The sequence below is a fragment of the Streptomyces sp. NPDC060366 genome (assembly GCF_042725135.1).
GTDB lineage: Bacteria > Actinomycetota > Actinomycetes > Streptomycetales > Streptomycetaceae > Streptomyces.
This window is the reverse complement of the sequence record NZ_JBHXDC010000005.1, coordinates 236,796-259,061: the sequence shown is the minus strand read 5'-3', so window position 1 is coordinate 259,061 and position 22,266 is coordinate 236,796. Positions and strand designations below refer to the sequence as shown.

At 70.0% G+C, this 22,266-nt stretch carries 14 protein-coding genes; 9 read left to right on the top strand and 5 right to left on the bottom strand.

Going from position 1 to position 22,266, the window contains the following annotated elements:
• The first annotated feature begins 109 nt into the window (after positions 1–109).
• From ACFWHU_RS15995 to ACFWHU_RS15965, 7 genes are all read left to right on the top strand, one after another.
• The gene (locus ACFWHU_RS15995; protein ID WP_387225291.1) at positions 110–1,321 is read left to right on the top strand and encodes a hypothetical protein; all 1,212 of its coding nucleotides are present in this window, start codon (positions 110–112) and stop codon (positions 1,319–1,321) included.
• Positions 1,318–3,537, top strand: coding sequence for a caspase family protein (locus ACFWHU_RS15990; RefSeq protein ID WP_387225290.1), 2,220 nt, complete (start codon positions 1,318–1,320; stop codon positions 3,535–3,537). Before ACFWHU_RS15995 ends, ACFWHU_RS15990 begins: the two co-directional genes overlap by 4 nt.
• 10 nt (positions 3,538–3,547) lie before the next feature.
• Positions 3,548–4,498, top strand: coding sequence for an AAA family ATPase (locus ACFWHU_RS15985; RefSeq protein WP_385798808.1), 951 nt, complete (start codon positions 3,548–3,550; stop codon positions 4,496–4,498).
• The gene (locus ACFWHU_RS15980) at positions 4,499–7,966 is read left to right on the top strand and encodes an SAV_2336 N-terminal domain-related protein (protein WP_387225289.1); all 3,468 of its coding nucleotides are present in this window, start codon (positions 4,499–4,501) and stop codon (positions 7,964–7,966) included.
• 370 nt (positions 7,967–8,336) lie between these two features.
• Positions 8,337–11,216: a carbohydrate-binding protein gene (locus ACFWHU_RS15975; protein WP_387225288.1), complete on the top strand. Its 2,880-nt coding sequence runs from the start codon at positions 8,337–8,339 to the stop codon at positions 11,214–11,216.
• A 20-nt stretch (positions 11,217–11,236) separates the two neighbouring features.
• Positions 11,237–12,964: a ThuA domain-containing protein gene (locus ACFWHU_RS15970; protein ID WP_387225402.1), complete on the top strand. Its 1,728-nt coding sequence runs from the start codon at positions 11,237–11,239 to the stop codon at positions 12,962–12,964.
• 156 nt (positions 12,965–13,120) lie between these two features.
• The gene (locus ACFWHU_RS15965) at positions 13,121–13,825 is read left to right on the top strand and encodes a GntR family transcriptional regulator (protein WP_385798814.1); all 705 of its coding nucleotides are present in this window, start codon (positions 13,121–13,123) and stop codon (positions 13,823–13,825) included.
• On the opposite strand, the gene ACFWHU_RS15960 is transcribed toward ACFWHU_RS15965, so the two are convergent.
• Both ACFWHU_RS15960 and ACFWHU_RS15955 read right to left on the bottom strand, forming a co-directional pair.
• Complete coding sequence (locus tag ACFWHU_RS15960; RefSeq protein WP_387225287.1) at positions 13,764–15,479, bottom strand: alpha-glucosidase; 1,716 nt, start codon at positions 15,477–15,479, stop codon at positions 13,764–13,766. The two genes, ACFWHU_RS15965 and ACFWHU_RS15960, sit on opposite strands and share 62 nt — an antisense overlap.
• A gap of 51 nt (positions 15,480–15,530) precedes the next feature.
• The gene (locus tag ACFWHU_RS15955; RefSeq protein ID WP_387225286.1) at positions 15,531–17,708 is read right to left on the bottom strand and encodes an alpha-galactosidase; all 2,178 of its coding nucleotides are present in this window, start codon (positions 17,706–17,708) and stop codon (positions 15,531–15,533) included.
• Between the two features lie 244 nt (positions 17,709–17,952).
• Here ACFWHU_RS15955 and ACFWHU_RS15950 point away from each other — a divergent pair, with 244 nt between their 5' ends.
• Both ACFWHU_RS15950 and ACFWHU_RS15945 read left to right on the top strand, forming a co-directional pair.
• Positions 17,953–19,122, top strand: coding sequence for an ROK family protein (locus ACFWHU_RS15950; RefSeq protein ID WP_387225285.1), 1,170 nt, complete (start codon positions 17,953–17,955; stop codon positions 19,120–19,122).
• Between the two features lie 52 nt (positions 19,123–19,174).
• Positions 19,175–20,188 carry a MerR family transcriptional regulator gene (locus ACFWHU_RS15945; RefSeq protein WP_385798821.1) on the top strand — a complete coding sequence of 338 codons (1,014 nt, stop codon included), beginning with the start codon at positions 19,175–19,177 and terminating at the stop codon, positions 20,186–20,188.
• On the opposite strand, the gene cynS is transcribed toward ACFWHU_RS15945, so the two are convergent.
• The 3 genes from cynS to ACFWHU_RS15930 form a co-directional block, all read right to left on the bottom strand.
• Positions 20,151–20,594, bottom strand: a complete 444-nt coding sequence (cynS, locus tag ACFWHU_RS15940; protein ID WP_387225284.1) for a cyanase — start codon at positions 20,592–20,594, stop codon at positions 20,151–20,153. The two genes, ACFWHU_RS15945 and cynS, sit on opposite strands and share 38 nt — an antisense overlap.
• Before the next feature lie 150 nt (positions 20,595–20,744).
• Positions 20,745–21,209, bottom strand: a complete 465-nt coding sequence (locus ACFWHU_RS15935) for a hypothetical protein (protein ID WP_387225283.1) — start codon at positions 21,207–21,209, stop codon at positions 20,745–20,747.
• Positions 21,206–22,123, bottom strand: coding sequence for an alpha/beta fold hydrolase (locus ACFWHU_RS15930; protein WP_387225282.1), 918 nt, complete (start codon positions 22,121–22,123; stop codon positions 21,206–21,208). The genes ACFWHU_RS15935 and ACFWHU_RS15930 overlap by 4 nt, the downstream gene beginning before the upstream one ends.
• Positions 22,124–22,266: the final 143 nt, after the last annotated feature.

Genomic DNA, 22,266 nt, shown 5'->3' with positions numbered 1-22,266 from the left:
AATCCCTTCGTCGCAAGACGTGTGATTCGGCTGATTTGTCAGTCAAGACCCCCGACTGGTCGTACAGTTCTGCACACGGACTGTGGGTGGGACAGGCGGGGGTACCAGGGTGACGAGCGTCGTTTTCGTGCACGGCACGGGCGTCCGGATCGAGTCCTACGAAAAGTCGTTCACCCGGGTCTCCCGCGGCATGGCCCGGGCCCGGCCCGAGGCCGAGATGGTCCGTTGCTACTGGGGTGACACCTGCGGTGCTTCTCTGGGTCTGGACGGTGCGTCCATCCCCGTACGGGACAAGAACCGCGGCGTGCTCGACGAACCCCCGGCGGACGACCCCACGGCGCTCTGGGCCGTCCTGCTCGCCGCCCCGCTCGCCGAACTCCGGGCGTACGCGGCCGAAGCGGAGGCGGGCGGGACCGGTGCGGCCGGGTTCGTGCCGGGACAGCGGGACCCGTGGGAGGTCTTCGCGCAGAGGGTCCGGACGCTTCCCACCGAGAGCTTGGACGTGTCCCCCGACCTGGCCCCGTATCTCCACCAGGCCCTGGACCGGGTCGCGTCCGAACTCGTACTGCTCCCAGCCGGCTCGCCCCAGGACGGTGGCGTGAACGCGCTCACGGCCAGGGCGGTCACGGCCGTCGTCCTGAACCTGGCGGACGACGCCGAAGGGGACGACGATCCGCTGCCCGTGGACGGCGCGGAACGCGACGCCCTCGCCGAGCAGCTCGCCGAACTGCTCGGCGGCACCGACCGGGCCTTCGGCCGTGTCGGGACCTCGGCGAAGTGGCTCGGCGGCCAGGCACTTCAAATCCTGTTCTGGGACCACTCGGAGCTGGCCGTCAGATACCGCCGCGGTATGACCGGCAAGGCCGTCCCGGCGACCGGCGACATCCTGCGCTACCAGGCCCGTGGGGCCGAACTGCGCTCCCGTATCGCCGACACCGTGCGGCGTACCCGCGCCGCCGCCCCCGACCGCCCGGTGGTACTGATCGCTCACAGCCTCGGCGGCATCGCGTGCGTGGACCTCCTCGCCATGGAGCCCTCGCTGAAGGTGGATCTGCTGGTCACCGTCGGCTCGCAGGCGCCCTTCCTCTACGAGATGGACGCGTTGACCGGCCTGCGCCGCGGCGAGCCGCTGCCTGACTCCTTCCCCCGCTGGCTGAACGTCTACGACGAACGGGATCTGCTCGGATTCGTCGCCTCCAAGGTCTTCCCGGGCAGGGCCGTGGACCACCGCGTGGACACCCGTCAGCCGTTCCCCTGGTCCCACTCCGCGTACTTCGCCCACCGCAAGCTCTACGACTGGCTCGCCAAGGAGCTGCCGTGACGGCGCGCGGGCCCGACTGGAGCCGTACGCACGCGCTGGTCGTCGCGGTCGAGCAGTACGCGGAAGGCGGGGACTGGTGCCTGGACGGACCGGCACGGGACGCCGCGAACATGATCACCTGGCTCATGGGCCAGGGAGTGCCACGGGAGAACGTCCAACTGCTGGCGTCCCCCCGGCCGGAGAACAAGCACCTGCTCGAAGCGGTCGGGCTCGGCACGTACGACCAGGTCAACCAGACCACCGTCCGAAACCTGTTCAGACACAGGCTCGCCGCACTCGCCGGCGACTGGCTGTGGGTCTACTGGGCCGGTCACGGAGTTCAGGCCAAGGGCAGCCAGTGGAGTCTGCTCTACCCGGAGGCCCGGAGCAACGACCTGATCGGCCTTGACGCGGGAGACCTGGTGGACCTGCTCCAGTCGGACAGGCTCGACCCTCGCGACTTCCGAAGAGTCTCCGTGGTCATCGACGCGTGCCGGCAACCCCTGTCCGTACAGGCCCAGATGCACGCGGCCGATCCCGACCGGCTCCTGGGAACCACGACGTTCCAAAAGGCCCGACAGGTCTTCGCCATGCACGCCTGCGAACCAGGTGGACTGGCCAAGAACCGTGCGGGCGAAGGCCTGTTCACCCGTGTGCTGCTCGATGAGCTGGCCACGGAGGGCCGGAGCGACACCGGACCGGATCTCGAAGCGGTCTGGGGCCGGGTCAGGGACGAGTTCGAACGGCGGCGCGACGCCGGCACGGCTCAGCAGATCCCCACCGTGTCGGTACGCAACTGGGCAGGTGACAGCCACGAGTTCACCTTCGCCCCTCTGCCGCTCCTCGGCCCCGACGAGCAGCAGCTCTTCCTCGCTGTCACCGCGCTGATCGACTGCACTCCAGGAGCGGCCGCCGCCTGCGGGGCGCGGCTGGCCGAGGAACTCGGCGCCACACCCACCTCCGAGGACGCGCCGACGGCCCGTGATCTCGTCGGCCAGGCCCTCGGCACACACCACGGAATCACCACGCTGCTCCACGTCCTCGCCGAGTCGACCCGGGGCGGGACGTCCCTGGAGGACGCCCGCAGAGGAGCGCTGAAGACGCGCCCCGGCGAGTGGTTACTTCGCTCCGAGTACGACGAACTGGCAGAACTTCTGGGAGAGAACGAGTCCCCTCTCCTGGAGACCTTCGTGCGCGCGGCCCGCCACGAGCTGCCCGGGTTGCGTATCGACACCGACACCGTACAAACGGTCGTGGACGGTCTGGAACAGCTCCTGCCGCCCCGGCCGCCGAGCCCGCGCCAACTGCTGCGCGTGGTCGAACGGACCGCCGCCGCAGTCCCGGAGCCCGGCCGGGGCGCCTTACGGGCATGGTCGGACCGGTGCGCGGAACGCAGCGACACCCCCAGGGACGCCCTGCTCACCTGGCGCACGTACGCCGAGGAACGCGCGGACGCGATCAGCCCGGCCGCCACCCCTTTCGACCACCGCATCCAGATCCAGCTCTCCCCGCAGACCGGCACAGACCAGCGGCGTACCTACCAGGTGTGGTCGGCGCGCGCGGGCCGGAGCGCCACGTCCCTGGTCAAGGTGGACACACCGAGCCTCCCGGCGGAAATACGGCTCGGACTGGACCGGCTGCTGGTCGAGAACGGGCGGGTGCACGAGACACTCGTCGAGTTCTTCCTGCCGTACTCGGACCTCGACCTGGACGTGCACCGCTGGGGCATCACCAACGGCACCCCGCTGGAACACCCGTTGGGCGTGGACTATCCCGTGGTGGTGCGTCCCGCCGACGAGCGCCCGAACCCCGTCGTGCCCAACCACCGGCGGCGGTGGGACCGGGTCGCGGCGTCGACCACCCACGATCTGCACTGGCTCCCCGACGGCCTCGGCGAGGAACATCTGTACCGGACCCTGTCGGAGCGGGCGAGCGCCCCCGGTGTGGTCATGACCGTCCCGGCCCGCGCCCGCCCCCGCGCCCGGATGTTCGCGGTGTGTGTCTACAGCGGCATTCCGGTGCTGGTGTGGCATCGCGGCGAGGAGCTTCGGACCGTCACGAGCCAGCTCAAGTCGGTCCTCCGGGACGGTGAGTTGCCCTCGCTGCCGCACAGGCTCCGTGAGTTCCGCTGCGGCAGCGACCCCGCGGCGGACCGCCAGGGCAGACACCTCGCCATGCTCTGGGACGACCCGGACCTTCCTCTGCCGCGCCCACTCGCCCTGTCCGCCCCACTGTGAGGAGCATCGAATGACGACCGAAGGCTGGGGGGTGTTCCGCGGTGGCGGGAAACCTCACGACGTGACCTGGCCCGAGCCTCCGCCCTGGCGGCGTTTCGGCGACCGTGCGGCGCCCGAACCCGCCGAGGCACCGTTCCCGTACGTCATCGCCGACGGTGACCGTGACGTGGTCAACACCGCGCTGCATCTGCACCGGCCGCTGCTCGTCACCGGCAAGCCCGGCACGGGCAAATCCACGCTCGCGCGCGCCGTCGCCCGTGAACTGCGCCTCGGGGAAGTCCTGCACTGGCCGGTCAACAGCCGCACCACCCTCGCCGACGGCCTCTACCGGTACGACGCCGTGGGCCGCCTCCGTGACGCCTCCATGCAACGAGGCGAGGACGCCGAGCCGGACATCGGCGACTATCTGCGCCTCGGTGCGCTCGGCACCGCGCTGCTGCCCCACGACAAGCCACGCGTGCTGCTCATCGACGAACTCGACAAGGGCGACGTCGACCTCCCGAACGATCTCCTCACCGTCTTCGAAGAAGGCAGCTACGAGATCCCCGAGTTGTCCCGGCTGAAGGGCAGTACCGGGGTCCCCGTCCGTGTCACGGGTTCCGACGAGAAGGTCACCGTCACCGACGGCACGGTCGGCTGCCGTACCTTCCCCGTCGTCGTCATCACCAGCAACGGCGAACGGGAGTTCCCACCGGCCTTCCTCCGGCGCTGCGTACGCCTCGACATCAAGCAACCCAGCGAGGAACAGCTCCGCGAGATCGTCACCATGCACCTGGGCGCGCTCACCCCCGAAGCGGAACGCCTCATCACCGAGTTCCTCGACCTCCGGGACAACCGGGCGCTCGAACTCGCCACCGATCAACTGCTGAACGCCGTCCATCTGCGGTCGACCGGAGTGGCGATGAGCTACGAGACTCTCCACGAGACGGTCCTGCGCTCCCTGGACGAAGTGGGCGCGTAGATGATCCACCGGCTGAGGGCGGTTCTGGAGGACGCCGGAGTCGAGCTGTCCACCCATGAGTTGCTCGATGTCCTGTGGCTGGCCGCAAAGGTGACCGGCGGGCCCGGCGCCGGCCCGGCACCGGACGGCGAATCCGAACCGCCGGTGGAGACCGGATCGGGGACCGAGATCCTCCCGGTCCCCGACGACGACACCGCGACGGACGACGAGGAGACCTCACTCGAGCAGAAGGGCAAGGCACCCGCGGGGCTGTACGTCGCCGCCGGTCCACGGACCGGGACCTCCGTGACGCCCGCGCGGACCGTCGACATACGCGGCGTACGCGCCCTCCCCTCGCCACGTTCCCTGAGCCGGGCCCTGCGACCGCTGCGCCAACGCGTCCCTTCCCGACGACTGTTCCGGCTGGACGAGGCCGCCAGTGCCGACTGGATCGCCGAGACCGGTCTGCCGGACGCCGTGCTGCGCCCCGAACAGGAACGCTGGCTGAGCATCGCCCTGGTCGTGGACGACGGCCCGTCCATGGTGCTGTGGCGCCAGCTCGCCGCTGAGCTGCGCAGTGTGCTCGAACATCAGGGGACATTCCGTGAGGTCCGCACGTTCGGCCTGGACAGCTCCGAAGCGGAGAACCTGATCCTTCGCGCGCAGCCGTTCGCGCCCGGTGCTCCCCGGCGCTCGTACGGACACATGGCCGACCCGTCCGGGCGTACGGCGGTGCTTGTTCTCTCGGACGGCGTTGGTCCCGGCTGGGGCACCGGAGCCGTCCAGCGGCTGCTGGCGCACTGGGCGCGGCGCGCACCGGTGGCGGTGGTGCAACCGCTGCCGCCGCGCATGTGGCCCGAGTCGAGCATGCCCGCCGAACGTCTCCTGCTCCACACCGGCCGCCGCGCCGCGCCGAACCGGGCCCTGTCCGTGTCGCATCCGCTGCTGCCGCCGGGTCTCCGGCCGCCGTACAGCGGGGTGCCGATCCCCCTGCTGGAACTGACGGGGGAGCAGATGGGCGCGTGGGCGGGGCTCGTCGGGAATGAGAAGGGCAGCGCGGAGCTCCCGGTGATGTTCCTGCCGGCGCCTTCGCGATTGCCTCTGCCCGTGGCCGAGGCGCAGCTCTCACCGAGTCCTGAGGAACACGTCCGACCCGGTCCCGAGGAGCGTGTCCGCGGCTTCTACGAAGGTGCGTCCCCCGAGGGCCGGCGTCTTGCCGGTCGCCTCGCCTCCGTATTTCCCCTGACGCTGCCGGTGATGCGCCTGGTCCACCAGGCGAGCGGTGACCACTCCGTCAACTTTCACCCGGCTCAGCTCGCCGAAGTGTTCCTGGGCGGCCTGCTGAGCCAGCGGGACCACGCACCGGGGGAGTACGAGTTCCACTCTGGAGTGGCGGACCTCCTCCTCGACACGGTCCGCACGGACGAAGCCGTGGACACGGTGGACCTGGTGACCGCGTTCCTGAGGCAACGCCAGGGCGCGGGACCCGACTTCAGGGCCCGTGTCACCGGCGTGGGCGGGGGCGTGTCCACGGTCTCGGACCAGGCACGGCCGTTCGCGGCGGCCTCGCCGGAACTCCTGCACCGGCTGGGTCTGGCGCAGCCCGGGGAGACCGCACCGGAAGGCGGGGAGGGCACGTCCGGGTTGGTACGTGCCTCGGACCGTGTTCTGCCGCCGCTGATCCGGGTGCTGCGACGCTTCGAGGCGGACGAGAACTTGCCCGGCGCGGTGCGGTCGGAAGCTGCGACGGTCTTGGCGACAACGGATGAGAGGGATCCGCTGTCCGGTTGGAAGGGCGTATCCACAGTGCAGGAATTGGCCGTCCTGCTCGAGGCCGCCAACTTGCGAGGTGAGGTAGACCTACTGCGGACCGTCGTACGGGAACAGCTCGCCGGCCTCGTCGAAGAGGATCTGGAGACCCGCAATCTGCGAGGTCATCTGGCGCTGGCTCTGAATCGGCTGGGTGATCACGACGAAGCGGCTGAGCACTTGCGCCGAGTCGTGGAAGTCTCGGCGCGCGTCCATGGCGCGGAACACAACTACACACTCTTTGCCCGCGACTACCTTGCCAGCCTGCTGCAGAACGCGGGTCGGTACGAGGAAGCCGAGGCGGAGCGTCGGGATCTGGTGGAGCTGTATGCCCGACGAGAGAGTGCCGATCCGGAGTCGGTCCTGCAGGAGAGGCTGGCGCTGGGGCACGTTCTCAACAGTCAGGAGAGACACGAGGAGGCGCTGGCCCAGTTTCAGGTCGCCTACGAGGGCCGTCTGCAGGCTCTGGGCTCGGAGCATCTGGCGACCCTGAGGGCTCAGGAGTGGCTGGCCTTCGGGCTTGAGCGCGTCGGTCGGGCCGAGGAGGCCGAGGCCGAGTATCGAAGCGTTGTTGACAGCCGCGCTCGCTTGCGAGGTCCCGATAACCAAGAGGCGTTGTCCGCCCGGTCCGGTCTCACACGCGTCCTGCGAATTCTGGGCCGGCATGAAGAAGCAGAGCCAGAAGTGCGTGCACTGGTCGCTGCCTGTGTGTCCGTGCTGGGTCCGGATCACCCCACCACCATTTCCGGCCAGGAGGATCTTGCCCGACTGCTCAATGACCTTGAACGGTCGGCGGAGGCCGAGGCCGAGATGCGTCGAGTGGTTCACAGCAGCGTTCGGGTGTTCGGAAACCACCACGTGCGAACACTCCGGGTGCGGAGTGCTCGTGCCGCGTACTTGAACAACTTGAATCGGCATTCGGAAGCGGAGACGGAGTACCGCGCTGTCCTGGCGGGCAAAGAGCACTCCGCCAGTACCGAGCTCAGCAGTCTCAGCACGAGATACCAACTGGCCCATACACTCGGGTTTCTGAAACGGTACGACGAAGCGGGATCGGAGTACCGAAAGGTGGCCGATGACCGGGCCCGCATCCTCGGTGCAGACCACGCGACGGTGCTGTCCGCGTGCGGCGATTGGGCAAGGTGTGTCGGTGACGTGGGCCGCCACGACGAGGCCGAGGCCGAGTTTCTGCGCGTTCTGGAGACGCAGAGCCGCCTTCTTGGCGCTGACCACCAAGACACCCTGCTCACACGATTGAACCTCGCGGGATTCCTGAACGATCGCGGTCGGTCCGAAGAGGCCGAGAAGCAGTATCGGGTGCTACTGGACCGTTATACGGATTTGGAAGGTCCGGACGCCCGCAAGACGCTGACTGCCCGCCACCAACTGGGTTTCACACTCAACAAGTTGCGCCGGTTCGAGGAAGCGGAATCGGAGAACCGCGCCACGTGGGAATGCCGGAAGCGTGTGCTCGGCGATGAAGCCCACCTCACACTCTTGACTCGGCACAACCTCGCGGCCTCGCTGCGTGGCCTCGGGCGATACGACGAGGCGGAGGCCGAGTACGAGGCGGTGCTGGAGGTTTGGTCACGGGGTCCGGGCGGCGACGACGAGAGCACAGCGAGAACGCGCAGCGCGCTCGCCAGACTTCGCCAGGAGCGCGACGCGAACCGTCCGTAGCCGCGCCCGTCCGCAGCCGCCCCGTCCTGCGGCATTTGTTCAGTGTGCGAACGCAATCCTGCCTGACCATCAACGGCCTTGACTCCTCGGCCGGACCGCCCCTGGCGCCCCGTCGGCGCAGTAGCAGGTCACAGCTATTTGGATAGACTCTTGACAAATTATGATCCCGTTGCCAGCATGCAAAACTCTCGCGGGTTTCTCGCGAATGTTCGGTGCCGCATCACATGCCCTTGCACGGACGCACGGCTGCTCATCGGGTGACGGGACATCACCCGGTCGGCAGGTTCCTCCCTGAGTGAGACACGGTGGCGCGCTCGCCCGCGCTTCCGCCTGCCTCGCTCCCCTTGGATCAGGTAAGGAAGGAAGCTCGATGTCAGGACTCTCAGGACGGCCGCGCCCGAGACAGAAGTGGCTGAGGTGGCTCGCGGTGCTGGGTCTGGTGGTGGGTGGCGGCGCGATCAGCGTTCCCACCGCCGCCGCCCACCCCGGTCACCCCGGCCACGAGGCAGCACCCGCCGCCCCTGCCGCCATTCCGGCGGGCGACTATCAGCAGGTACAACTCGCGCTGGGCTCAGCCGAGTTGGGTGAGGCGATGTCACTCGCCGTACTGCCCGACCGGGCCGTCGTGCACACGGCGAGGGACGGAACGGTCCGCTACACGGACGCCGCCGGCAACACCAAGTCGGCGGGCAAGCTCGACGTCTACACCCATGACGAGGAAGGCCTCCAGGGGATAGCCGCCGACCCCAACTTCCAGAGCAACCGGTATCTGTACCTGTACTACTCGCCCAAGCTCAACACGCCGGGCGGCGACGCGCCCGTCACCGGCAGCGCCGCGGCCTTCGAGCCGTGGAAGGGCCATCTCAACCTCTCGCGCTTCACGCTCAAGGCCGACAACACACTCGACCTGGCCAGCGAGAAGGTCGTGCTCGAAGTCCCCAACGACCGCGGCCAGTGCTGCCACGTCGGCGGTGACATCGACTTCGACGCGCAGGGCAACCTCTACCTGACCACGGGCGACGACACGAACCCGTTCGAGTCCTCGGGCTACTCGCCCATCGACGAACGCACCGACCGCAACCCGCAGTTCGACGCTCAGCGCTCCTCCGGTAACACCAACGACCTGCGTGGCAAGGTCCTGCGGATCAAGCCGACCGCGGCCGGCGGTTACACCGTGCCCTCCGGCAACCTCTTCGCCCCCGGCACCGCGCGGACCCGCCCCGAGATCTACGCGATGGGCTTCCGCAACCCGTTCCGGATGTCCGTCGACAAGGCCACCGGCATCGTCTACCTCGGCGACTACGGCCCGGACGCCGGAGTCACCAACGCGAGCCGGGGCCCCAGCGGCCAGGTCGAGTTCAACCGCATCACCGGACCCGGCAACTACGGCTGGCCGTACTGCACCGGCACGAACACGGCTGCCGAGACGTACAGCGAGTTCACCTTCCCGAGCGGCCCGTCCGCGGCCAAGTACAACTGCGCCGCGCCCGCGAACAATTCGTTCCGCAACACCGGGCTGGCGACCCTGCCCGCCGCCAAGTCGAGCTGGATCAAGTACGGCGGCGACGCGGGCTCCCCGCCCGAGTTCGGCGGCGGCTCCGAGTCGCCCATGGGCGGCCCCGTGTACCGCTACGACCCCAACCTCAACTCCAGCGTGAAGTTCCCGCAGTCGCTCGACGGCCGCTTCTTCGCCGGTGAGTACGGCCGCAAGTGGATCAAGGCCATCGAGGTCAAGTCCGACGGCACTCCGGGCGTCATCGAGGCATTCCCGTGGACCGGTACGCAGGTCATGGACCAGGCGTTCGGCCCCGACGGGGCGTTGTACGTCCTCGACTACGGCACCGGCGGCAACAACCAGGCCCTCTACCGCGTCGAGTACCTCGCGGGCGCCAACCGCAACCCGGTCGCCAAGGCGGCCGCGGACAAGGTGTCCGGACCCACCCCGCTGACCGTCGCGTTCTCCTCGGCAGGCAGCGCGGACCCCGAGGGCAAGGCCCTCACGTACTCGTGGAACTTCGGCGACGGCACCACCTCCACGGCCGCCAACCCCAGCCACACCTACACCACCAACGGAACCTTCCGGCCGACGCTGACCGTGCGGGACCCGGAAGGACTGACCGGTACGGCGAGCCTGGTCGTCACGGCGGGCAACACCGCGCCGACCGTGACCCTCCAGACCCCCAAGGACGGCCAGCTGTTCTCCTTCGGTGACACCGTGCCCTTCCAGGTCACCGTCAGCGACCCGGAGGACGGGACCATCGACTGCTCCAAGGTCAAGGTCACCTATCTGCTCGGCCACGACGAGCACCGGCACCAGATCACCCAGGCCACCGGCTGCTCCGGCAACCTGAACGTGCCTGCCGACGGCGAGCACGACAGCGCGGCCAACATCTACGGAGTCTTCGACGCCGAGTACACCGACGGCGCCGGACTGACCACGCACAGCGCCCGTATCCTCCAGCCCCGGCACCGGCAGGCCGAGCACTTCGGCGCACAGTCCGGCATCCAGGTCGCCGCGCACGGCAACGCCGAGGGCGGCAGCACCGTCGGCTTCACCGACAACAACGACTGGGTCTCCTTCAAGCCGTACAACGTCTCCAACGCCACCCGGTTCACCGCACGGGTCGCCTCCGGCGGCGTCGGCGGCACCCTGGAGGTACGCGCCGGATCCGCGACCGGCACGCTGCTCAGCTCGGTGGCCGTGGCCCCGACCGGCGGCTGGGAGAACTTCGTCGACGTATCGGCGAACGTCGCCAACGCACCGGCCGCGTCGACGGAGTTGTTCCTGGTCTTCAAGGGCGTGACCGGCCAGGGCAATCTCTTCGACGTCGATGCCTTCACCTTCACCACCGGCAGCGGCGGCTCGAGCCAGACCGTCGAGGGCGAGTCCTTCAGCTCGGGACAGGGGGTCCAGGCCGCCGACCACGCTCCGGCGAGCGGCGGCAAGACCCTCGGCTACATCGAGAACGGCGACTGGGCGGGGTACGCCTCCGTCCCGACGGCCGGGACCAAGACCTTCTCCGCGAAGGTCTCCTCGGCCGGCGCCGGCGGTACCGTGACGATCCGCTCGGGCTCCGCCACCGGCGCCGTCCTCGGCACCGTCGCAGTCCCCAACACCGGTGGCTGGGAGACCTTCCAGAACGTCTCCACCGCGCTGACCGGTACCGGATCGTCCGGGGCGCTGTTCCTCACCTTCACCGGTGGGGCCGGCTCCCTGTTCGACATCGACACCCTCACTCTCACCAAGTGACGCGAGTCAAGGAGACGATGATGCTCCGTCAGCTCCGCACGCTGCCGAAGACCGCCGCGGCGGCCTTCGCCCTCACCCTCGGCCTCGCCGCGTCACTCCTGGCACCGGCCACGGCGGCCCAGGCCGCCGATCCCGCGTACAAGGTCCTCGTCTTCTCCAAGACGGCGGGCTTCCGTCACGACTCCATCCCGGTCGGCACCCAGACCATCCGCGACCTCGGCGCGGCCAACAACTTCACCGTCACCGCCACCGAGGACAGCAACGCCTTCACCCCGTCGAACCTGGCCGGCTTCAAGGCCGTCGTCTTCCTCTCCACGACCGGCGACGTGCTGAATGCCAGTCAGCAGTCAGCGCTCCAGGGGTACGTGGACGGTGGCGGCGGCTACTTCGGCGTCCACGCGGCGGCCGACACCGAGTACGAGTGGCCGCAGTACGAACAGCTCGTCGGCGCCTGGTTCAAGAGCCACCCGGCGACCCAGCGGGCCACGGTGAAGACCGAGGACCGGTCGCACGCGGCCACCTCCCACCTGGGCCAGACCTGGTCCCGTACGGACGAGTGGTACAACTACCGCACCAATCCCCGCCCGCAGGTCCGCGTCCTCCAGAGCCTGGACGAGTCCAGCTACAGCGGCGGGGAGATGAGCGGCGACCACCCGATCACCTGGTGCCACCCGCAGGGCAACGGCCGGTCCTTCTACACCGGACTCGGCCACACCCAGGAGTCGTACGCCGACCCCGCGTTCCGCTCCCTGCTGCTCGGCGGCATCCGTTACGCGGCGGGCTTCGCCAAGGCCGACTGCCGTGCGGAGACCGGCTACACCACGCTCTACAACGGTTCGACCACCGGCTGGTCCCAGGCCGGACCGGGCAGCTTCACCAACACCGACGCCACGCTGAACGCGCAGGGCGGCATGGGCCTGTACTGGTACCGGGCGAAGGAGTACGCCTCGTACTCCCTCAAGCTGGACTGGCGCATGGCCGGGGACGACAACTCCGGTGTCTTCGTGGGCTTCCCGGCCTCCGACGACGTCAACACGTCGGTGAACCAGGGCTACGAGATCCAGATCGACGCCACCGACGCGGCCGACCGGACCACCGGGTCCGTCTACGGCTTCAAGGCGGCGGACATCGCGGCACGCGACAACGCCCTCAATCCTCCGGGGAGTTGGAACACCTACGAGATCCGGGTGGAGGGGGAGCGGCTCCAGGTCTTCCTCAACGGCGTACGGATCAACGACTTCACCAACACCGACCCGGTGCGGTCCCTGAAGCAGGGGCACATCGGGATCCAGAACCACGGCACCGGTGACGACGTGTCCTTCCGCAACATCCGGATCAAGGAGCTGGGCGGTACCACACCGCCCCAGTCGGCCACCTACGAAGGGGAGTCCTACACATCCGGGCAGGGAGTCCAGCCCGCCGACCACGCCCCGGCGAGCGGCGGCCGGACCCTCGGCTACATCGAGAACGGCGACTGGGCCGGCTACTCCCAGGCGTCCCTCACCGGTGCGAAGACCTTCTCCGCGAAGGTCTCGTCGGCCGGTGCCGGAGGTACCGTGACGATCCGCTCGGGCTCGGCGACCGGACCGGTCCTCGGCACGGTCGCGGTGCCGAACACCGGTGGCTGGGAGACCTTCCGTACCGTGTCCACCGCACTGTCGGGCACACCCACCGGACCGGTGTTCCTCAGCTTCACCGGTGGGGCCGGCTCCCTGTTCGACATCGACACCTTCACCGTCGGGACATAGCGTTCGCACCGACGGCTCCGACTGACGGGCCGTAAGCGACCTGCGGTACGGCCGAGTTGGCCCCGGGGGATCCGATCTCCTGGGGCCGACCTATTTTTGTGCATGGCTTCCGTCAACGGCGTTGACGCGTCGTACTTCGTACGTCATATATGAGACATGACCTTTACGCCCACCCCGATACCGTCCCGCACCCAGTACGTGCTGGAGGCGATCAAGCACGCCATCCTCACGGCGCGGCTCCCACCGGGACAGGCGCTGGTCGAAGCCGAACTCGCCGCCCAGTTCGGCGTGTCCAAGACCCCCGTACGCGAAGCGCTCAAGACGCTCGCCGGCACCGGACTCGTCGTCATGAGCCAGTACAAGGGCGCCGTCGTACGGCATGTCGACGCGGCCATGGCGCGGGAGGTGTACGACGTACGCCTGCTGCTCGAACCGGAGGCGCTGCGCCGCTCGGTGAGCCGGCGGGCCGGGCTCGACGCGGCCCAGGAGGCCCTGGACCGGGCCGAGTCGGCGGCCGACCGGGCGGACAGGTCGCTCGCCAACCGCGACTTCCACCGGGCGCTCTATCTGCCCTGCGGCAACCCGCTCCTCGCCCGGATGCTGGACGAGATCCGCGACCAGGCCGCCCTCGTGTCCACCGTGGCGTGGGCGGCCGTCCCGACCTGGGAACGGGAGGCGGCCGAGCACCGCGAGATCCTGCGGCTCGCGGTCGCCGGGGACGCGACGGCCGCCGGGGACGCGCTGCACCACCACATCGCCTCGTTCGTGCGCCGAGCCTTCCCCGAGGAGGCGCCGCCCGTCAGTCCCGCGGACGTATCCGACGGCGGCGGTGGACCCGTGCCTCCCAGGGGGCGAGCGTGAGCGTCGTGCCGAGCGGACCGGACTCCGGGACGTTACCGATCAGCAGCTCGGCGTCCCGCCAGCCGTCGTCCGGCAGCTCGACCTCGGCCACCTCCGCGGTGAAGTTGCCGAGGACCAGCAGCTCGGTCGCCGTACCGTCCGCCGCCGCCAGCCGTCGCGTGAAGGCGTACACCCGTGGGTCGTTGGGCAGCAGCATGGTGAAGTCACCGTGCGCCACGGCCGGTTCGGAGTGCCGGAGCGCGATCAGCCGGCGGTAGTGGTGGAAGACGGACGACGGATCCTCGTACGCCGCCGCCGCGTTGACCTCGGTGTGGTTCGGATGGACCGGGATCCACGGGGTGCCGGTGGTGAACCCGGCGTGCGGGGAGGCGTCCCACTGCATGGGCGTACGGGCGTTGTCACGTCCCATCGCCCGCAGCCCCGCCAGGACACGCGCCGGGTCGGCGCCCCCGTCGACCGCCTCCGCGTAGTGGTTGAGGGATTCGATGTCGCGGAAGTCGTCGATGGAGGTGAACGGGGCGTTGGTCATGCCCAGTTCCTCGCCCTGGTAGACGTACGGCGTGCCTCGGTGCAGATGCAGGACGGTGGCGAGCATCGTCGCGGACCTGACCCGGTGGCCGGGCCCGTCGTCGCCGAAGCGGGAGACGACACGCGGCTGGTCGTGGTTGTTCCAGTAGAGGCTGTTCCAGCCCTTCTCGCCGAGGGCGTCCTGCCAGCGGCCGAGGGACGCCTTCAGATCGAGCAGCTTCAGCGGCCGTACGTCGAACTTGCCGTCGCCGTGGTCGAGTCCGACGTGCTCGAACTGGAAGACCATGTCCACCTCGGCGCGCGCCGGATCGGTGAAGAGTCTGGCCTCCTCGACGGTGACGCCCGGCATCTCGCCCACGGTGAGCAGCCGTTCGGGGCGCCCCGCGAAGACCTCGCGGTGCATCTCCTGGAGGAATTCGTGGATGCGCGGCCCCGCGCCGTGGTGGGTGCGGTCGGCCAGCGCCGGGTCCTTCGAGATCAGGTTGATGACATCCATCCGGAAGCCGTCGACGCCCCGGTCGAGCCACCAGTTCATCATCCGGTGGACGGCCGCGCGGACCTCGGGATTCTCCCAGTTGAGATCGGGCTGCTTCCGGGAGAAGAGGTGCAGGTAGTACGCGTCGCCGGGCTCGTCGTACTCCCAGGCGGGGCCGGAGAAGAAGGAGCGCCAGTTGTTGGGCTCGGCGCCCGGGGTGCCGGGTTCGGCGCCGTCCCGGCCGGGCCGCCACCAGTACCAGTCGCGCCTGGGGCTGTCCGGTCCCTGCCGTGACTCGGTGAACCACGGGTGTTCGTCGGAGGTGTGGTTGACGACGAGGTCCATGACCAGCCTCATGGAGCGCGCGTGGACGGCGGCGAGCAGGTCGTCGAAATCCGCGAGCGTGCCGAAGGCCGGATCGATGTCCTGGTAGTCGCTGATGTCGTAGCCGTTGTCGTCCTGCGGGGAGGGGTACACCGGCGACAGCCACAGGACGTCGACGCCTAGGGCGGCGAGATGGTCCAGCCGGCCGATGATGCCGCGCAGGTCCCCGACGCCGTCGCCGTCGGAGTCGGCGAAGCTGCGCGGATAGATCTGGTACACGACGGCGGACTTCCACCAGGCGTCCGGGGAAGGGGAGTTGCTGCTCATGTGCCTGAACCTCGTGTGATCGCGGACCGGTGGCGGTGGCGGTGGCGGTGGTCAGAGTCTGCGCGCCTCCACGAGCACGAGACGTTCCGGGAAGAGTGTGGGCGCCCGTACCCCGGCGACCGCCAGCATCCGGCCCGTCAGCTCCACGCCCGCCGGGCGCTCCCACCAGAGGGGATCGGACCGGTGGGGTCCCTCGGGCCGGTCGCCGGGCCGGCGGGGCCGAACCTGGTAGCGGGCGTCCGGGTCGAGTCCGGGCAGCCGTACGGGGCCCGCCGGGGACATCACGCTCGTCGCCGTCTGGACGAGGGCGTACAGCGCGTGCGAGCGGTCGGCCGCCACCACGCCGTGCACCCCCAGCGCCGGATCGGGATGGTCGCCGCGGACCACCGTGCCGGTGTGCAGCAGCGGTCGCAGTTCCTTGTACGCGGCTACCCACTCGGCGAGCCGGGCGCGCTCGCCCGCGTCGGCCGCGGTGAGATCCCACTCGATGCCGAAGTGCCCGAAGAGGGCGGTCCCGGCCCGGAAGTCGAGGGTGTGGGCGCGTCCGGTGGTGTGCGCGACGGGCGAGCCGACATGGGTCCCGAGCAGCTCCGGCGGCAGCAACAGCCCTGTCCAGCACTGTATTTGCTGCCGTTCCAGCGCGTCGATGCAGTCGCTGGTCCAGACGCGGTCGGTGCGCTCCAGGATGCCGAGGTCGACCCTGCCTCCGCCGGACGAGCAGGACTCGATCTCCAGACCGGGGTGCCGGGCGCGCAGCTCGTCCAGCAGCCGGTACGCCGCGGCCGTCTGCCTGTGCACACCGGCGGCGCCCGTCGGACTGTGTCCGGCCTCGACCAGATCCCGGTTGTGATCCCACTTGAGGTAGTCGATGTCGTACTCGCCCACCAGCGCGTCGAGCCGTTCCAGCAGATAGTCGTAGGCTCCGGCGTGGCCGAGGTCGAGCACCTGCTGCTGACGGGACTCGGGCGGGAGCCGCCCGCCCGTCGCGAGGATCCACTCGGGGTGCGCGCGGGCGAGATCGGAGTCGGGATTGACCATCTCGGGCTCGACCCACAGCCCGAACTCCAGTCCCAGAGAACGGACATGGCCGACCAGCGGCCCCAGCCCCTCGGGCCAGACGGTCTCGTCCACGTACCAGTCGCCGAGTCCCGCGCGGTCGTGCCTGCGGCCCTTGAACCACCCGTCGTCCAGGACGAACCGCTCGGCGCCCACCTCGGCGGCGGCGTCCGCCAGCGCCTTGAGCGTGTCGATGTCCTGCTGGAAGTAGACGGCCTCCCAGGTGTTGAGGGTGACCGGCCGGGGCCGTCGTGGATGGCGGGTCCTGGCGCGCAGGTGCTGGTGGAAGCGCCCGGCCAGCTCGTCGAGTCCGCGGCCGTACGATCCGACGAGCCACGGGCTCGTGTACGACTGGCCCCCGGCCAGCAGGACTTCGCCCGAGAGCAGGGTCTCGCCGCCGCCGAGCAGTGACACCCCGGCGGGGGTGCGTTCGGCGAGGGTGCGGTGGTTGCCGCTCCAGGCCACGTGCACGCCCCAGACCTCGCCCGTACGGAAACCGAAACCGCTCTCGCCCGCGAGATGCAGCAGCGTCGCGTCGGTGCCCGTGCGGCCCCTGCGGTTCTCCCTGAGGTGCGTACCCAGCGTGAACTCGTGCCGCTGCGGGCTGCGTTCGCGCAGATGCCGGCCGGTGAGGTCGAGGAGTTCGGTGGCGTGGGCGGGCACGGGGAGGGCGAGCAGCAGACCGTCGAGGGTGTACGGCCGCTCGCCGGTGTCGCGGTTGGTGACGGTGGCACGCTGCCGCACGAGCCCGGAGGCGGTCAGCTCGATCTCCAACACCAGGCCCAGACGCGCGTGTTCGTCAACGGCGTCGACGGTGATCTGGTGCGCCTGGAGAAGGTCGGGCGTACGCACGGTACGGATGGAGCGGACGGTGAAGGCCGCCGAGAAGTCGGCGCCGTCGCGGTGGCCGGTGAGACCCGGCGTACCGAGCCAGCCCGCCGAGTGCTCCGGCAGGAGCGAGAGCGGGACGGGCAGGTCGAGGGTGTTGGTCATCTGCCGGGCGGCGCTCGCGGTGGCCAGCTCGGCGAGTTCGGCGGGCCCGGTCCCGCCGGGGTTTCCGAGGTCGTCGCCCCAGTGGACCACCCGGGGCAGCCGGTCACCGGTGCAGTTGAGGACCAGGCTGGTACCGGCGGCACGCAGGTGGAGGTAGTCACGGGAGTGACCGGTGGGCATATGGGCTCCTCGGGTCGTCCATCGTCCATCGGTGCCGGTGGGGCCTCTGTGTCGTCGCGCTGTGGTCCCTTAGTTTCGCGGCGGAAGTTTCTGCCCGTCAATAGGTCTCCCTCACGTCATGCGTATGGCGAAAATCCGCCCATCGGGCCATGTTTGTTTCCGGTATGGAAGTAAACGGAGTGGACTGGCAGGATGGCCGGAACAGTTGTCGGGCGGACTCCCCGCGGAAGGCACTCCCTTGCACGTGACTCCAGCGCCGTGGACCCCCCTCTCGGGAGCTACCCACGCCGTCGCCCTGGAAGTGCTGCTCCACGGCCCACTGTCCCGCAGTGAACTCGCCCGCCGGCTCGACCTGTCCGCGGGCAGCCTCACCCGGCTGGCGAAGCCGCTCCTGGACAGCGGGCTCCTCGTCGAGGCGGGTACCGGCCAAGAGCCGCGCGCGGGTCACGAGTCGCGGGCCGGCCGGCCCACGCGCCCGCTCGACGTCGTCGCCGACGCGCACCACTTCATCGGCGTCAAGATCACCCACGAGGACGCGCACGCGGTACTGACCACGCTCCGCGCCGAGGTCGTCGCCTCGGCGCGGGCCGACCTGCCGGGCCGCGACCCGGCCTCGGTCGTCGCCGTCCTGCGCTCACTGACGGCCGGACTCGTCGCCGAACTCGCCCCGGAAACACCGCACATCACCGCCGCCGGCGTCAGCCTGGGCGGTCGAGTGGCCGACCGCGCCACGGTCGTCGAGGCGCCGTTCCTGGAGTGGGACGACGCCGTGCCGCTCGGGGCCATGCTCTCCGACGCGCTCGGGATGCCCACGGCCGTCGACAACGACCTGCTCGCGCTCACCCGCGCCGAGCACTGGTTCGGCGCCGCACGCGGCCGGGACCGGTTCGCGGTCCTCACCGTCGGGGCCGGTATCGGCTACGGACTCGTCGTGCACGACCGCGTCGTGGACAGCCCGGACGCTGGGGTCGGCCTCCTCGGACACTTCCCGCTCGATCCCCTGGGGCCCCTGTGCCCACGAGGACATCGCGGCTGCGCCACCGCCGTGCTGTCGATGGCCTCCGTGTCCGCCGCCGCGTCGGTCGGACTGCGGCGGGAGGTCGGTTACGACGAGTGCCTCGATCTGGCGGCGGCCGGCGACCCGGTGGCCCGGCCGCTGGTCATGGCCTCCGGACGGGCGCTGGGCCGGCTGATCGCCGCCGTCGCGAACCTGACCCTCACCACGGAGATCGTCCTGACCGGCGAGGGGGTACGGCTCGCGGAGGTGGCCCGTGAGGCGCTGCGTGAGGGCCTCGCGCACGACCGGGATCCGCGCGCGGAGGAAGTCGCGCTCGACGTACGGCCGGTGGACTTCGCCCTGTGGGCACGCGGCGCGGCGGTGACGGCCATCCAGGCGTACGTACTGGGGAGCTGAGCCTCCCGGTCGGACTTGAGTCTCCCGTAGGGGGAGACAGGAGGGTGAGGTCATGGACGGCGACGCGCTCCACCCGATCGGCGAACTGGCCCGGCGCACCGGGCTGACGGTCAAGACCATCAGGTTTTACTCCGACCGCGGGATCGTGCCGCCGGCCGGCCGCAGCCCGGCCGGCTACCGCCTCTACGGCTCCGACGCCGTGGCACGCCTGGCCCTCGTACGGACGCTGCGCGAACTGGGACTGGACCTTCCCACGATCCGCGAGGTCGTGGACCGGAAGATCCCGCTGCCCGACGTCGCCGCGGCGCACGCCGAGGCGCTGGCCGTACAGATCCGCGTGCTGCGCCTGCGGTACGCGGTGCTGATGGCGGTGGCCAGACGCGGATCCACACCTGAGGAGACGGAACTCATGCACAAGCTGGCCGGACTCTCCGAGGACGAACGGCGCCGCCTCGTCGGCGACTTCCTCGACGCCGTCTTCGGCGCCCTGGGCGCTGCCCCCGCCTCGGCGGGTGTCATGCGCTCGATGACTCCCGAGCTGCCCGACAGTCCCGAGCCCGAACAGCTCGACGCCTGGCTGGAGTTGGCGGAGCTGTCCCAGGACCCGGACTTCCGCGCCGCCGTGCGGCGGCTGGTCGAGGACGACGCGGCGGACCGCGCAGCGCCGGGCGTCGCGGGCCGGGCGGGACTTCGCGGACACGCCCCGGGCGGCGGAGTGCCGCGCCGTGACCCGGTCGCCGTGGTACGCGACGCGGCCGGCCCGGCGGTGGCGGCCGGTGTCGACCCGGACTCACCGCGGGCCGATCCGGTCGTCACCTCGGTCACCGCCCACTACGCCGACGTTCTCGGCCGCCCCGACGACACCGCCCTCCGGCACCGGCTGCTCGCACGGCTCGTGGCGGCGGGCGACCCGCGCAGGGAGCGTTACCTCCAACTCCTCGCCGTCATCAACGGATGGCAGGCCCCGGAGAGCCTGACGCCGGTGCTCGACTGGTTCACCCGGGCGCTGCGTGCCCGGACACCGGCCGTCACCACTGGTACGGCAGATACTTTCCGTCGAGCGTGATCACCACGCGGTCACCGGCGGGGTCGGGCACGCGCCGGACGTCGAGGCGGAAGTTGATGGCACTCATGATGCCGTCGCCGCACTGCTCGTGGATCAGTTCCTTGATGGTCGGACCGTAGACCTGGACGACCTCGTACAGCCGGTAGATCGTCGGATCGACCGGTACGGCCGCGTCCAACGCGCCACGTGACGGCTGGAGTTGGAAGGCGAGCGCGGCATCGTCCCCGAGTTCGAGGAGGGCCGCGGCCGTGGTGGCCTCGTCATTCCCCATCGGATGCTGTCCGAGCAGAGCGGCCGTGGTCCAGGCGAGTGGTTTGCCCACGGCCTCGGCCAGTTGGGCCCAGGTGATCCCTGTCCTCACCTTCGCCTGGCGCACGGCTTCGGCGGCTTCGTGCTTGCTGAGCATCTGCCTCTCCATTCCCGGACTGCGGCCCCTGGTGGCACGCGGCCAAAGCATAGGAGACGGGGGAGGGATGTCGGGGGCGTGCGGGACGGGAGAGAAAGGCGCGGCCGTCTGCGCGACGGGGTCACGTCGCGCAGACGCGTGACCGGCCGCTCACGCCAGTGACGTGCGCGCCTTGCGCAGCCCGAAAAGCTGGATGTCGGCGAATCCCAGCACCGCCACCGCCTGGACCACGATCATCACCGTGCCCAGCCCGGTCGGATCGAGCCAGCCGGCGGCGGCCATGACGGCACTGAGCGCGAACCACGCCAGATTGCTGCCGATCACCGCCCAGACCGCCTTTCGGTCAGGGGCCGACGCGGAACCGACCCGTGCCACGAAGAGCGCGTAGAGCACCAGGAACGCCCCGATCCCGGCGAGGAAGGCGACGGGCAGGCCCAGTACCGAGTCGAGCGCGGCGCAGCCGATCAGCGCGGCCGCCCCCACCGCTCCGGTCGCCACGGCGTCGAGCCGCAGCGCCAGGCGCAGCAGACCGGTGTCGCCGCGCACGACCGTGGAATCGGTGGGCGCGGAGGTACGGGGCGGGGCGGGGACACCGAACGAATCCGACGAACTCATGGGTTCCTCCTCGGGGAAGCGGCTTGACCCCCCTGATGGTTCTCGAAGTCGCCGACCTGGTCGATTACCCGGGAGGTAATGGGCGGCAGGGAGTCGAGGAACGCGCCGAGCACGGCGTCGAACTCCGCCCGCCGCTCCAGGTTGGGCATGTGCCCGGCGCCCTCGACGACGGCGAGCGTCGCGTCCGGTATCCCGTCGCTCATCACCCGCGCGTCGGCGACCGGGGTGAACTCGTCCTCGCTGCCCACCACGACGAGCGCCGGTACCGTGACACGCGCCAACATGCTGACGTAGTCGGGCCGTTCGGCCCGGCCGCGCAGCGCCGCCGCCGCGCCCTCGGGCGGTGCGCCGCGCATCATGTCCCGTACGTGCCCGGCCACCGCGGGCAGGGCCTCGACGTTGTGCGGCGCCACCATCTTGGTCAGCACCTCATCCGCGTACGGGCCCATGCCCTCGCGCAGCAGCCGGTCGGCCATCGTGTTGCGCGCCACCTTGCCCTGCTCCGTCTCGGCGGCGGCGAAGGTGTCGGCCAGCACCAGGGCGCGGACCCGATCGGGGAACAGCCGGTAGAACTCCAGCACGATCTGGCCGCCCATGGACAGTCCGCCCAGCACCACCCTGTCGACGTCCAGCCGGTCGAGCAGGGCGGCGATGTCCCACGCGAAAGTGGTGAGTGTCGTCTTGCCGGGCAGGACGGTGGACCCGCCGTAGCCGCGCAGATCCGGGGCGATCACCCGTCGTCCGGGGCCGGCGAACGTCTCGATCTGGGGGCGCCACATCGAGCGGTCGAACGGGTGGCCGTGCACGAGGACCAGGACCTCCTCGCTGTTTTCGCCCCCGCCCCCTCTCCCGCCCGCTTTCCCGCCCGCGTCGTCGTACGTGACGGTGATGTCGTGCAGCGTCATGGTGCTCATGTGCGTGTCCTTCGTCCTTCGTCCGTCGCTCGGCCCGGATGCTCGACTCGGTGCGGTCCCGCTTGCTTTCTCGATGCTAAGTGGTGCAATATCTCGATGCAATATTGAAATTGATCTCGGTGCAATGTTGCAATGTCGTACCG